The sequence below is a fragment of the Neorhizobium sp. IRS_2294 genome, from assembly GCF_050500145.1.
GTDB lineage: Bacteria > Pseudomonadota > Alphaproteobacteria > Rhizobiales > Rhizobiaceae > Neorhizobium > Neorhizobium soli.
This window is the reverse complement of record NZ_CP191439.1, coordinates 2,261,893-2,275,760: the sequence shown is the minus strand read 5'-3', so window position 1 is coordinate 2,275,760 and position 13,868 is coordinate 2,261,893. Positions and strand designations below refer to the sequence as shown.

Genomic DNA, 13,868 nt, shown 5'->3' with positions numbered 1-13,868 from the left:
CGACATAAACAAGGCAGAACAGCGGGTCAATTGCCGTTTATGAGAAAGCTGGGCGCAAAGGCCGGCACTCGGTGAGTTTTGCCGTGTCGGCAAAACGTTTGATCGCCGTTCACGCTTGTTCTATGACGTCGCAAAAGATCGGTCCGCTGCGGATCGAGTGACGTTCAAGGAGACAGGCCATGTTGCGCGAGAAGCTTTCCGAAGCGATGAAGGAAGCGATGAAGGCGAAGGAAACCCGCAGGCTTTCGACCGTGCGGCTGATCCAGACCGCCATCAAGGACCGTGACATCGCCAATCGCGGCACCGGCAAGGACGCTGCCACTGACGACGAAATCCTGCAGATCCTGCAGAAGATGGTGAAGCAGCGCGAGGAGTCGGCGAAGATCTACGAAGACAACGCCCGCCCGGAACTTGCAGCACAGGAACGCGAAGAGATCGCCGTCATCAAATCCTTCATGCCGGAACAGATTTCCGACGAGAAGGCGAGCGAGATCGTCGCTTCCGTCATCGCCGAGATCGGTGCTGCTGGAATGAAGGACATGGGCAAGGTGATGGCCATTCTGCGCGAACGCTATGCCGGCCAGATGGATTTCGCCAAGGCGTCCGGCACGATCAAGGCGCAGCTGAGCTGAGGTCTAGCCGCTACGCATAAAACGAGAAAGGCGGGAAGTCCTTCATGGAGTTCCCGCCTTTTGCTCTTCTACGCCTCCCATCGGCCGACCGCGGACATGCCACCGGTAGGAGAGGACGATCGACCGCAGTCATTGCAGGCAGCCGTCCTGAAGAGCAATCTCAGATGCCGTACCCGCCTGTCGAGGCGACTGACGGCACGTCTTGTCGGATTCAACGCTATGCAGGGAACCTGCGTATCGCAAGTTACAATTCGTTAATTTCTGTGGGTTGATCGGGTCGGTGGTCACGGGAGCGGCGGCCTGTGAATAGCGGGCATGATTTGCGGCCGGGCTGGCATTCCTGCGCACTGAGCATTAATATGGTCTCTGGCCCGCGAGGTAGACATGCGCTTTTCAAACAGTTTTCTTGATGAGATCCGGGATCGGGTGCCGATTTCGACGGTGATCGGCCGTCGTGTCACCTGGGATCGCAGGAAGACCAATGCTGCGCGCGGCGATTTCTGGGCCTGCTGCCCGTTCCATGGCGAGAAAAGCCCGAGCTTTCACTGCGAGGACCGCAAGGGTCGCTATCACTGCTTCGGCTGTGGCGTATCGGGCGATCATTTCCGCTTCATGACGGATCTGGAAGGGCTGAACTTTCCAGAAGCCGTCCAGCAGGTTGCCGATATGGCTGGTATCGCCATGCCGCAACCCGATCCGCAGGCGGAAAAGCGCGAGCGGGAGCGGATGTCGCTTCTCGACGTCATGGAAATGGCGACGCGCTTCTTTCAGGACCAGTTGCAGAGCCCGACCGGCGCCAAGGCACGCGCCTATCTTCGCGACCGCGGACTGACGGCGCGCACGATCGAGAATTTCCGCCTCGGCTATGCGCTGGACAGCCGCAATGCGCTCAAGGAGTTCCTTGCCGGCAAAGGTGTCGCGAAGGAACAGATCGAGGCCTGCGGCCTGGTGCGTCACGGCGAGGGGATTGCCGTTTCCTACGACTATTTCCGCGACCGCATCATGTTCCCGATCCTGTCGTCGCGCGACAAGGTGATTGCCTTTGGTGGACGCGCGATGGCGCCGGATGCGCCGGCCAAATACATGAACTCGCCGGATACTGAACTCTTCCACAAGGGTCAGGTGCTCTACAATTTCACCCGCGCCAGGCGGGCGGCACAGCCGGGGCCGGGATCGAAGGAACCGGGCACGATCATTGCCGTGGAAGGCTATATGGATGTGATCGCGCTCAGCCAGGTGGGCGTCGAAAATGCAGTTGCGCCGCTCGGTACGGCATTGACCGAAAACCAGCTGGAGCTGCTTTGGCGGATGACGCCGGAACCGATCCTGTGTTTCGATGGCGATGGTGCCGGTATCCGTGCTGCAAACCGTGCTGCGGATCTCGCGCTTCCCTCCATCAAGCCCGGCCGCTCGGTGCGGTTCGCGTTGCTTCCAGACGGCAAGGATCCGGACGATCTCGTCAAGCACGAGGGAAGAGCGCCGTTCGATGGCGTGATCGCGCAGGCGCGTCCGCTTGCGGAGATGGTCTGGCAGCGGGAAACCAATGGTGCCGCCTTCGAGACCCCGGAAAAGCGGGCGGAACTCGAGGCAAGGCTCAAGCAGATCGTTTCCGTGATTGCCGACGAAAGTGTGCGCCGTCACTACCAGCAGAATGTGCGCGATCGTCTCAACGGCTTGTTCCAGCCGCAGCGCAATGGCGGCGGTGGCGATCGTCGTCAAAGCTACCAGCAGCGCGAAGGCGGCGGGTCCGGCAGAGGCGGTGCGGCCGGCGGACGGGGTGGATCGTCGTTCCAGCAGCAGGGGCGCGGAATGGGTGTTTCCGACCGCCTGACGCGATCGGGGCTAGTGCGGGGACATCTCGACCTTCCGGCCCTGCGCGAAAGCGTGCTGGCGCTGACCATCGTCCATCATCCGCAGCTTCTGCTCAACGAGTATGACGAGATCGCCTCCATCGAATTCGAGAACCGCGATCTGAAGCGGATGTGGTCTTGCGTGCTGACCATTGTCGGGCAGGCCGGTGCCGGTTTGACGGTGCAGGACCTGAAACGGGAACTCGGCGAGAATGGCTTTGAGGAACTGTTGAAGTCGATGAACCAGCAGATCCGCAATGCGCGACTGTGGACGGCGACGGAAGAGGCCGATCCGCAGGATTCGCTGCAAGCCTACCGCCAGACCCGGGCACTGCATTCCAGAAACAAGGAGCTCCGCTGGCAGAAGATCGAGCTGGAGCGTGAACTCGCGGAGATGACCGAGGACGAGGCCGAGCGTGCCGAGATTTTGCTGCGTGCACTTCTGGAGGTACAGAATGAAATTTCCAGGCTTGAAAACCAGGAAGCGATCATCGACGGCTTCGGTGTTCTGTCAGGACGCGTCAAGGGCGCTGCCGTCAGTCACGGATAAAGGAGAGCTGCGCAGATACTAAACCGTGTTGAATTGGTCGCCTGATGGATTAACAGCGCGAGTGGAGTGGTCTATACAGCTCTTGATTGATCACTGTATTGTTGCAACGCATCGGAAAATGGCGTCAATCCCGCGCATTTCGGGTAGAGCCAGGGGTTATTACCGGGCGGCGGGCTCTTGTCTTTCATTGTGCACCGCTTACATATGGCTTCAATATGACGGGAGTACCGCCAACGGGGACATGGTCGTAAAGGTAATTTCCACTTTTCCTGGGCACAAGCTTTGGAAGAACTTGACGAAGCGTTATTTTGTGGGAATCACCATTTCGGGCAATATTGGTGGAGTGGGTCTAGCGCCGCGGCGATGTTCGGCATCTTCGTTCTGGCGGTCCCCGCGAGTAGCGGTCGCCGATGGTAATCGGGAGTTAAAGGTCATTCCGTTACGAGTTGGATATTGATTCGCGGCTGGTGTGGCTTTTGCCCTCCGCCGCAGGCCACGAAGCGCTGCGCAGTGGCGTTCAGGGAAAGCGACGACATACATGGCAACTAAAGTCAAAGAAAACGAAGAAGCCGATACCGAGCGCGAAGGCTCGGTCGACGGTCCGCTTCTCGATCTTTCTGACGACGCGGTCAAGAAGATGATCAAAGCCGCGAAGAAGCGCGGCTACGTGACGATGGACGAGCTTAACTCGGTTCTTCCGTCCGAAGAGGTCACTTCCGAACAGATCGAAGACACGATGGCGATGTTGTCCGACATGGGCATCAACGTCGTTGAAGATGAAGAAGCCGAGGAGGCCACCACCGAGGAGGAGGACTCCAACGAGAGCGAAGAGAGCGAAGGCGGCGAACTTGCCCCGACGTCCAGCACAGCTCTTGCCACGGCGAAGAAGAAAGAACCCACCGATCGTACCGACGATCCGGTGCGCATGTATCTGCGCGAAATGGGCTCGGTCGAGCTTCTGTCGCGTGAAGGCGAAATCGCGATCGCCAAGCGCATCGAGGCTGGCCGCGAGACGATGATCGCCGGTCTGTGCGAAAGCCCGCTGACGTTCCAGGCGCTGATCATCTGGCGCGACGAACTGAACGAAGGCACGACGCTGCTGCGCGAGATCATCGATCTCGAGACGACCTATTCGGGTCCCGAGGCGAAGGCTGCGCCACAGTTCCAGAGCCCGGAAAAGATCGAGGCGGACCGCAAGGCTGCCGAGGAAAAGGAAAAGACCCGCAAGGCTCGTTTCTCTGCTGCCAACGATGACGACATCACCGCTGTCGGCGGCGACCAGGGCTTGGAAGAAGAGGAAGAGGACGACGACGAGTCGAACCTTTCGCTTGCCGCCATGGAAGCGGAACTGCGCCCGCAGGTCATGGAAACGCTCGACACGATTGCGGATACCTATAAGAAGCTGCGCAAGCTTCAGGACCAGCAGGTCGAGCAGCGGCTTGCCGCCTCCGGCACGCTGTCTTCCGCTCAGGAGCGCCGCTACAAGGAACTGAAAGACGAACTGATCACGGCAGTGAAGTCGCTGTCGCTGAACCAGAACCGCGTCGAAAGCCTTGTCGAACAGCTCTATGACATTTCGAAGCGCCTGATGCAGAACGAAGGTCGTCTTCTTCGTCTGGCCGAATCCTATGGCGTCAAGCGCGACTCGTTCCTGGAACAATATCAGGGCGCCGAACTTGATCCGAACTGGATGAAGTCGATCGCCAATCTGTCGGCACGCGGCTGGAAGGATTTTGCCAAGGCGGAGTTCAACGCCATTCGCGATATCCGTCAGGAGATCCAGAGCCTGGCCACCGAAACCGGTATTTCGATCACCGAATTCCGCCGGATCGTGTCGATGGTGCAGAAGGGCGAGCGCGAAGCGCGGATCGCCAAGAAGGAAATGGTCGAGGCGAACCTTCGTCTCGTCATCTCCATCGCCAAGAAATACACCAACCGCGGCCTGCAGTTCCTGGACCTTATCCAGGAAGGCAATATCGGCCTGATGAAGGCCGTCGACAAGTTCGAATACCGTCGCGGTTACAAGTTCTCGACCTATGCGACCTGGTGGATCAGGCAGGCGATCACCCGCTCGATCGCCGACCAGGCCCGCACGATCCGTATTCCGGTGCACATGATCGAGACGATAAACAAGATCGTCCGGACATCGCGCCAGATGCTGCACGAGATCGGCCGCGAGCCGACCCCGGAAGAGCTGGCCGAAAAGCTGGCCATGCCGCTCGAAAAGGTCCGCAAGGTCCTGAAGATCGCCAAGGAGCCGATCTCGCTCGAAACCCCTGTGGGTGACGAAGAGGATTCGCATCTGGGTGACTTCATCGAGGACAAGAATGCGCTGTTGCCGATCGATGCCGCCATCCAGGCGAACCTTCGTGAAACGACGACGCGGGTTCTCGCATCGCTGACGCCGCGTGAAGAACGTGTTCTTCGCATGCGCTTCGGCATCGGCATGAACACCGACCACACGCTCGAAGAAGTCGGCCAGCAGTTCTCGGTCACCCGCGAACGTATCCGCCAGATCGAGGCGAAGGCGCTGCGCAAGCTGAAGCACCCGAGCCGGAGCCGCAAGCTTCGCTCGTTCCTCGACAGCTGATCGCTGGACCAGACCCATTAAAAGCCCGGCCGTTATGACGTGCCGGGCTTTTTTATTGATGTTGTGATCGGGCCGGGCTCGATCATACCCGCGAACCATCCTACATGGGAGCCATGCCGGATATGTCTCCCGCCCCGCATAAGAAGGTGATCGCAACGGCGCTGGGTGCGTCCGTGGCTCTGCATCTGATCATTGCCGGCGCGCTTCTCGTCCAATTGCCGCTGCCGACCGACGCGGTTCCCGAGGAGGAGACCGTCCAGGTGGAAATCGTGCCGCCGCCGGAAGAGGAAAAGCAGGAGCCAGCCGAAGAGGCCAAGAAGCCCGACGAGCTGAACCTCAAGGAAGAGGCGAAGGCCGAAGAGCCGCCACCGGAAAAGCCGCCCGAGCAGAAGCCTCAGGAAGATCCGCTCGAGGACCCCGTGATTTCGGCGAGCAAGGCTTCGGCACCGGAAGCTGCTCCGCCGCCTTCCCCTGCGCAGGACGAAAAGCCGGAGGAGCAGAAGCCGCCGGAACCTCAGCCTCCCAAGCCTGAAGAACCAAAGCCCGAAGAGCCGCAGCCTCAAGAAAAGCCGCCCGAAGAAAAGGCGCCGGAAGAAGCGAAAGAGCCCGAGGCACCGCAGAAGGCCGAGCAGCCGGCACCGCCGCCGCCGCCTGCAAGCCCGACACCGGCCGAGGAGGAGAAGCAGGCGTCAGCGCCGCCGATGTCCGCACTGCGGCCTGTGTTCCAGTTTGGCGAAAAGGATAGCGGTCCGCGCCAGGCGCTTGACGGCAATGCTGCGGAGGATACGCCAGCGCCCGCTGCGACCGATGCCGATCCGCCAGCGCCTGAGGAGCCTGCACAGACGGCGGGTACCGACGGACAGGGCGAGGGCGCGCCAGCAGAAGCGCCGGTGCCGACCAATATGACGCCACCGCAGCTCAGTGTTCCAGGCTCCGATCCGTCGGGAATGCCCGGACCTGCCGGCGGTGCGTCTCCTGATGCGATGACGGCCGGGCTCTTTACAGGGCCGCCTTCCTCCGCACCCGTGCCGACGCAAAAGCCGGCGCCGCCGAAACCATCCACTGCCGCCGGCGATCTCAAGCCTGTCAGAACGCTGTTTTCCGCGCGCGATACCGGTGATGCGCTGGCGACCGTCGCGATGGCCGGCATTCCGCGCGGCGTTCGGGCAGGGCAGCTCTGCTCGTCGGAACTCAGCGCGCAACTTCAGAACGGCTCGCCCGCCTACAATCCCGATGTCTTGCCCGCACCGAAGCTGCCCAATGGGACGGTTCTCGAGGCGCGCAATATCGGCTTTCGCGCCAAAGGCCAGTGGCATGATGTCAGCTTCCGCTGCGAAGTCGATGCCGATGCCACGAAAATCGTTTCGTTTTCGATGAATCTGGGTGGCCTCGTGCCGCGCTCGGAATGGCGCAAGCGCGGTTTTCCCGAGTTTTGATCTTCAAGCAGACAAGAGAATTTCGATGCCGCAGACCGCGATCCAGATTTCGACCAGAGGCCAAGGGCTATACGAGTTCACGGATGAAGCCGAACGCTTCGTGCGCCAGGCCGGGCGCGACGAGGGCCTGCTGACCGTCTTCGTTCGCCACACGTCCTGTTCGCTGATCATTCAGGAAAATGCCGATCCGGACGTGAAGCGCGATCTGAATGCGTTCTTTTCCCGCCTCGTTCCGCCGTCGGATGATCCTTCGATGGGCTGGGTCAGCCATACAATGGAAGGGCCAGATGATATGCCGGCACATATCAAGGCGGCACTGACGGCAGTCTCGATCGGCATTCCGATAACCGGCGGTAGGCTGGTGCTCGGCACGTGGCAGGGGATCTATCTCTTCGAGCACCGCGACAGCCCGCACAGGCGCGAGATCGTGCTGCACCTTTCGTCGTGATGATCGTTGTTTTCCAAATGAACACATACTGAATGATCGGTTTTGCAGGCATTCAGCTGGGTTGGATAGAGTTGCATCGACCGTTGGCCCGAAAGGCCGGCGCGAGACAGCCGGACAACCGGTGACAGGTTCAGGAGAAGCAAAAGATGACTACAATCACACGCCTGATGGCGAAGGCCGGCCTTGCAGCCTTGATCGCTCTGACAGGGATTTCGGCGTCCGCGCCAATCGCCGCCGCCGCCGGCCCTGAATTCGTACAGTACCGTGAGCGCGACTGGCGTCCGCATCACCCGCCGCGCTATGAGCGCCCGCGCCACATGCGTCCCGTCGGCTGCTCGCCGCGCCTGGCTGAACGTCGCGCCGAAGCGATGGGTCTGCGCCGTACCCGCGTCGTCGACATCTCCCGCCGCAGCGTGACCGTCGTCGGCGTCGACCGCCGCGGACGCGACCGGGTCGTGTTTGCCAACGTGCGCGGCTGCCCGCTCATCCGTCGCTAACGGATCTCAAGCGTCCCAGTCTATCTTCAGCCCCGTCCGGCATTCGCCGGGCGGGGTTTTCTCGTTGAAGCGATCCGATCAGGGATCGATGGAGAACACGACGTTGACGTTGACCGTGTAGCTGGTCTCGCCGGCCGCCACCGGGACGCCGTTGCCGGAATCCTTTGCCATTGTCATGCGCATCATCGGCGGGGCCATGGGCGGTGCCGAATTCTCGCTGATCTCCATGATGCGGCCAAGCTTGACGCCGGCGGCTTCCGTCAACGTCTTTGCCTTGGCGAGCGCTTCGGCAACGGCTGCCTTGCGCGCCTGCGTCATCACTTCGTCGGTATTGGTATTGGTGAACTCGATCTGTCCGCCCTGGTTGACACCGAGCTTGACCGTCTTGTCGATCAGACCGCCGAGCTTTTCGAGATCGCGCACCTTCAGCGTCAGCGTGTTGGACACTTCGTAACCGATAATTTCCTGCGGCGGCTCGATGCCGTCCTTCGGGGCTACCTGGCGATATTGCGGGTAGATCGCAAAGCTGCTGGTCTGGACGTCGCGATCGGCAATGCCTTCAGCCTTGATGGCGGCGAGCACTTCGCTCATTGCCGTGTTGTTGGCGGAGACGGCCGCATCGGCGGTCTTTGCCTGCCTCACGACGGCAAGCGACAGGATCGCCATATCGGGCGCGACCGCGGCCTTGCCCTCGCCGGACACGCTGATGATCGGTTCGCGCGGCGTGCGGGCTTCCTGCGCAGAGGCGACCGTTGCCGAAAACGGCGACAGCGGGAGGAAGGCCGTGCCGAGGGCAAGGGCTAGGAAAGCCGGCGCGAGAGAAGGGGCGGTGGGCAAACGGCGCATTGTGTCTCCTTTGATACTGGTTGTTCGACCTCGACGATCCCGGCCAAATGCCTGAGTTGAAAGCCGAACATCCTCTAGGTGACGTGTGATTGTGAACCTATTGCGGCAAGGCCTTGTGAGCTTTCACAATTTGAGCTAGAGGGACCCTTGCGGCCGGCGAACCATTGCGCCAGTCGTCATGCCTGAACAGGGCAGGGCCTGTAGCTCAATGGTTAGAGCCGGCGGCTCATAACCGCTTGGTTGGGAGTTCGAGTCTCTCCGGGCCCACCACCTCTGTCCATCGCCACAACAGGCTGGACTCTCCTCGCACAAGTCTGGATTCGTCGTCCCATAAGTCAAGACTCTGCGTCATATGGCGGGGAATGGATATTGGTCGACACTTACCTGCGTCCCTTACGTCGAGTACAGGCCCCTGTTCCTAACCCGCTTGAATCGGCGCGCACTGACTTCATTGCTGATTTGGTTTTCGACGAGTCCCCGATAGGGAAACTTCCGGCGCATAACCGCCCCCACTTCTTTCGTCCACGGCTTTCCAGGTCTTGAATCATCCGCGCGGCGGCCACTCAATTTTAAGAGCTCTGTTCTCTTTAAAGCTGTGCTGTGCAAAACTGCATCCTATGAGATTCATCGAATCAGGGCCATCAATTCCAATCGAACTGCTTACGGCGCGGGATCAAGGCGAAGTCGTATTCTTTTGTGGTGCGGGAGTCTCCAAGCCTGCTGGTTTGCTCAGCTTTTTCGAGCTTACCGTTCAGGTTATGAGAAAGTTAGGAGTTCAGGCCAGCTCAAAGGTCGGTATGCAGATGGCTCATGCCATCGCGAAAAACGATCCCGATCTCGCTCCGCCTTTCGATCAGGTTTTTGGACAGCTTCAGCGCGTATACACGACAGAGAAGATCGAAAAGGAGGTCACGCGCCTTCTGAAGACACCAAAAAAAGCAATCACGTACAATCACGAGGTCGTGCTCCGGCTGTCGAAAGACGCCCGAGGGATTCCTTTCGTCGTAACGACAAACTTTGACCACCTGTTCGAACGAGCAATGCCGCGTTTAAGGCGATGGTTTCCGCCAATGCTACCAATCATGACGGGCGATAGCCTCCACTCTGGTGTTGTTTATCTCCATGGCCGACTCGGGAGCGGTCGCCAGACGGAGGGACCATCGAGCGCTCTCGTTCTTGGATCAGGCGATTTCGGCCGAGCTTATCTTGCCGACGGATGGGCGACGGCTTTTTTCCGCCAACTCTTGGAGAGAAAAACAGTAGTCCTATTGGGCTATTCGGCAGGCGATCCTCCGATCCGCTATCTCCTTGAGGGGCTGAACGCCAGTACTTCAGCGAAGCTTCAACCGATATATGCATTCGACCGAGGAGAAGAGAACGAAGTCAATTCTAAATGGCGTGACCTTGGCGTGTCGGGTATTCCATTTCGGGAGTTCCAGGACCTTTGGGGCACCCTTGAAGCATGGGCTGAGCGCGCTGACGATCCGGACGGCTGGCGTGCCAAAACGCTATCAATGGCGAACGGTTCTCCGCGGGTGCTGAAGGCATATCAACGCGGACAGATAGCTGCTCTTACTGCAACGCCCGAGGGAGCAAAAGGCTTTGCAGAGGTCAATCCTCCGCCCTGTGCAGAATGGCTGTGTGTACTAGATCGCAATATCCGGTATTCCCAGCCATTCAAGGATGGCTATGGCGACGGGGCGAGGGAAATCGATCCTCTCTTGGAATATGGTCTGGATGACGATCCCCCCAGGCTCGTCGGGAGAAGTCCCGCCGCTGGTGGGATAGATTTTCTAGGGAAACTCCCAGCTGACACGGACAGCGACATTTTCTTCCGCCTAGCCGGGGCGTCACCCAAACGAAGGGGGGCCATTCCCCGTAGGCTTTGGTCGCTAACTCGTTGGTTCGAAACGGTAGCCCACGAATGGATTGCAATTTGGTGGGCCAGTCGGCAACTCAATCTCCACCCCGATATTCTCTGGAGCGTCAATCGACGTTTAACTGGTCATGGAACGAAGTTTCCCGACGACGTCCAGAGGGTTTGGAGCCTTATTCTTGAGATAGAAGAAGAGCGAGGAGAAAATGACCACGATCTCGGATGGTTCGAATTCGTGGCGTTGCTCAAACGCGGCGGATGGAGCAGCACGGTTTATCGTTCTTTTGAGAAGGCAATCAAACCTCGGTTGAAAGTGGAGGCGTCATTCCGATCAATGCCTCTTTTGCCGATGGGCGATGGCCACGACAGCAACGGCAAGCTCTACGAACTGATTAGGTTTTCAGTGCATTGCCCGTCGAGACATAACCACGATATTGACGTTCCCGTTGAAGTGCTGCCCCGCCTAGCTGGGATAGTGAACCGCTCGCTAGAGCGAGCTGCCGACCTTTTAAAAGAAACTGGCAGGTCCGCAGCTTACTTTCACCTGCCTGCCATAGAACCAGATACTGGACGCGGTAAACGTTATGTTCCAAGCGAGGGTCCTGCAGAACTCTTTCTTTGGGCCACTGAACTTTTCGATCGACTAGCCACATCGGACCCACAAGCCGCCCTAGCGGAAGCCGCCAAATGGCCTCCGAGCGATCGATTTTTCTTCGACAAGTTTCGATTGTTTGCGTGGAAGATTGATAGCCTTTTCGACCTCGCTGAAATCGCCGAAGGTGTTACGGCTCTTCAGGAGGATTCGTTTTGGGACCCGTATCTGGAGCGTGACCTTCTGCATTTGCTGCAGGCCAAATGGAGTTACTTTTTAGCCGATCAGCGGAGGGCAATAGAGGAACGCCTGTGCCAGCCACCTGATCGGTTTCCGGAAGATGATCCCCCGGAGGTCGAACGCCGCCTCCGGTACGCAATTGGTTCCCGGCTTGGCTGGTTGGACCAGAATAACTGTCAACTTTCACAGGTTGCGTTGAGCAAGCTAGGCGAAATCAGAGCAGTTGCTGATTGGTCCGAAGACTTAGAAACAAGGGCCGACCGAGATATGGATGGCCGGGTGGGATGGGTGGAACGGCGTGTCGACCCGGCTAATCTAGAGGGCGTCAGTGTTTCGAAACTCATCGAGCGCTCCATAGAATTGTCTGGACGCGATCAGGTTGCTTTTGTGGAGTACGCGCCGTTCGAGGGCGTTGTGGCCGAACGGCCTTCGCTTGCTCTTTCTGCACTGGCCTTCCAGGCTCGTCACCAGAAATATCCGGTTGGACATTGGAGGCAGTTACTTTCGAAATGGCCAAAGGAAGCCTCTCAGAGGGCAACGAGGTTGTGTGGGCTTAGGCTGGCAAGGCTGCCCGGGCAAGTTCAATTTGAGTTGCGGGCATACTTGGCAAGCTGGATCGAAGATCATTTTACTGGAATCGCGACCTCTCACCCAGATGACTTTTATCAGGTCTGGGACGACGTTTACGCCGTCCTGCAGGAATCTGGTGACGACGCCACCTCAAGCGGCATGGGTGAGTTAACGGTGGGGGGCGAAATCGTACAACGATCCCGCAGGACTCTCGATCACGCTATCAATGGTCCCGTCGGGCATCTTGTAGAAGCATTGTTTGCGACGATGAGTGAACGGAACTTCAAGAAAAATGAGAGAATTCCCTCAAGCAACATCATCAGGCTCGAGCGCTCACTGGGATCAGTTGGCGAAGGAGCAGACCATGCAGCCTCCCTCCTAGCTCAGAGGCTCAACTGGTTGTATTACATAGACAAGGCTTGGACGACAAAGGTCGTCGTTCCGATTTTCGAACTTTCTCACCCCCTTGCCGAAGCGGCGTGGAATGCATTGCTGTCCAGTCAACAAGTGCCGCAGCCGACTGAACTTTTTGCTCTGCTTAAAATGCAATTCCTTAGAATTTTCGATGACCGAAAGGAATGGTTGTCGGAAGATCGCGACGAGCGACACGCGGTCGCTGTGCTGATCATCGCGACATACTGGAATAAAAATAGCGGAAAATACATCAGCGACAACGAATGTCGGCAGGCTTTGCAATCAGTGGATGACGTAGGCCGACAAACGGCCTTGTGGACCCTTCACCGGATTATCCAGGAAGGAAATGCTTGGAAGTCGTTCGGTAGGAGGTTTTTCGCGGCATTGTGGCCCCAAGAAGCACGTTTTCAAACGGGTGCTGCTAGTGACACGATGCTACGTATAGCAGAGGATAAGCCAGACCAATTCCCCGAAGTAGTGGACACGATCAAAGACTTCCTCAGGCCTATCGATCATCCCGACATGTTTATTTTCCGTCAGAGACGAGAGGACGAAAAGAGGGGAAGCGATTCTCTTTCCAAACGATGGCCTCATGAGGTCTTGGAAGTTGCGGACCGTATTGTTGCGCTCAAGCCAGCATACGTCCCTCACGAACTTTCTGCCCTATTGGCGGATATTGCAGAAGCCGATCCAACGCTCCGCGGCACAACGGCGTGGAGACGGTTAAATGATCTTATCATGAGATGAAAATGATGGCTTCTGTCGCAGAGTTTGAACGAGGGCTGATTACAGAGCGGACCATTGCCGGCATAGCGGCCTCCCGTGCCAGACGTAAAATACCGGAACGCCGCTGTGTTCTAACCGACGAACAATGTGATTAGGGCTGTCAGGGTTGGAGGGTGGAACGAGGCCTCGCGACATCTTGGCCCGCTTCAATATTCATCCGTAGACGCTCATGAGGGCGGCAGATCAGGACAAAGACAAGAAGAGCCTGGAGATCGTTAGATTTTCATCAACTCCTCGAATTCGTCGTCATAAACGGGAAAGACCTGGAACTCGTCCCTGAGCCCTTCGATCGTCATGGTTTGATAGGCATACGTGTCGAGGTCTGCCAGGTTGGCGAGGTAGTCCGACATCACGCGGGTGTTGTTGAACATGGCAAGTATCTCCTATTCCGCGCCGATGGCGGCGGATGGTGCTGATTCCGATATTGGAAGGGCCGCCCCCTCTCGGGATCAGCAACCCATTCGAAACGGGATAAGCACTGCGGACATGAAAGGCATCCTTTGACATGCGGGTACTGATCGGCGAACGCTGAAACGGTCTT

9 protein-coding genes and 1 tRNA gene are annotated in these 13,868 nt (G+C 58.4%); 8 read left to right on the top strand and 2 right to left on the bottom strand.

All coding sequences use genetic code 11. From position 1 onward, the window contains the following. Nucleotides 1-179 precede the first annotated feature (179 nt). The 6 genes from ACQY1K_RS10970 (at nt 180) to ACQY1K_RS10945 (ending at nt 8,003) form a co-directional block, all read left to right on the top strand. Complete coding sequence (locus tag ACQY1K_RS10970) at nt 180-632, top strand: GatB/YqeY domain-containing protein (protein ID WP_062455897.1); 453 nt, start codon at nt 180-182, stop codon at nt 630-632. A 384-nt stretch (nt 633-1,016) separates the two neighbouring features. After that, nucleotides 1,017-3,032, top strand: coding sequence for a DNA primase (gene dnaG / locus ACQY1K_RS10965; protein WP_062576884.1), 2,016 nt, complete (start codon nt 1,017-1,019; stop codon nt 3,030-3,032). Between the two features lie 538 nt (nt 3,033-3,570). Further along, entirely contained in the window at nt 3,571-5,622 is a 2,052-nt protein-coding gene (gene rpoD / locus ACQY1K_RS10960) for an RNA polymerase sigma factor RpoD (RefSeq protein WP_062455900.1), read from the top strand. Nucleotides 5,623-5,735: 113 nt separating this feature from the next. Next, the gene (locus ACQY1K_RS10955; RefSeq protein WP_430257353.1) at nt 5,736-7,058 is read left to right on the top strand and encodes a DUF930 domain-containing protein; all 1,323 of its coding nucleotides are present in this window, start codon (nt 5,736-5,738) and stop codon (nt 7,056-7,058) included. Between the two features lie 25 nt (nt 7,059-7,083). Beyond that, nucleotides 7,084-7,506 (top strand): secondary thiamine-phosphate synthase enzyme YjbQ, encoded by a 423-nt coding sequence (locus ACQY1K_RS10950; RefSeq protein WP_092660426.1) that lies wholly within the window; start codon nt 7,084-7,086, stop codon nt 7,504-7,506. 155 nt (nt 7,507-7,661) lie between these two features. Further along, nucleotides 7,662-8,003 (top strand): hypothetical protein, encoded by a 342-nt coding sequence (locus tag ACQY1K_RS10945; protein WP_092661070.1) that lies wholly within the window; start codon nt 7,662-7,664, stop codon nt 8,001-8,003. Nucleotides 8,004-8,081: 78 nt separating this feature from the next. Here the strand turns inward: ACQY1K_RS10945 and ACQY1K_RS10940 are convergent, their stop codons facing one another. Next, complete coding sequence (locus ACQY1K_RS10940) at nt 8,082-8,849, bottom strand: SIMPL domain-containing protein (RefSeq protein ID WP_062455912.1); 768 nt, start codon at nt 8,847-8,849, stop codon at nt 8,082-8,084. Nucleotides 8,850-9,043: 194 nt separating this feature from the next. Between ACQY1K_RS10940 and ACQY1K_RS10935 the strand changes: the two genes are divergently transcribed. Together ACQY1K_RS10935 and ACQY1K_RS10930 are read left to right on the top strand one after the other, a co-directional pair. After that, a tRNA-Ile gene (locus ACQY1K_RS10935) sits at nt 9,044-9,119 on the top strand. Between the two features lie 347 nt (nt 9,120-9,466). Next, a complete protein-coding gene (locus ACQY1K_RS10930) occupies nt 9,467-13,288 on the top strand; it encodes an SIR2 family protein (RefSeq protein ID WP_430257352.1) in 3,822 nt (1,273 codons plus the stop codon). Between the two features lie 254 nt (nt 13,289-13,542). On the opposite strand, the gene ACQY1K_RS10925 is transcribed toward ACQY1K_RS10930, so the two are convergent. Continuing rightward, nucleotides 13,543-13,698: a hypothetical protein gene (locus ACQY1K_RS10925; protein ID WP_430257351.1), complete on the bottom strand. Its 156-nt coding sequence runs from the start codon at nt 13,696-13,698 to the stop codon at nt 13,543-13,545. Nucleotides 13,699-13,868 lie beyond the last annotated feature (170 nt).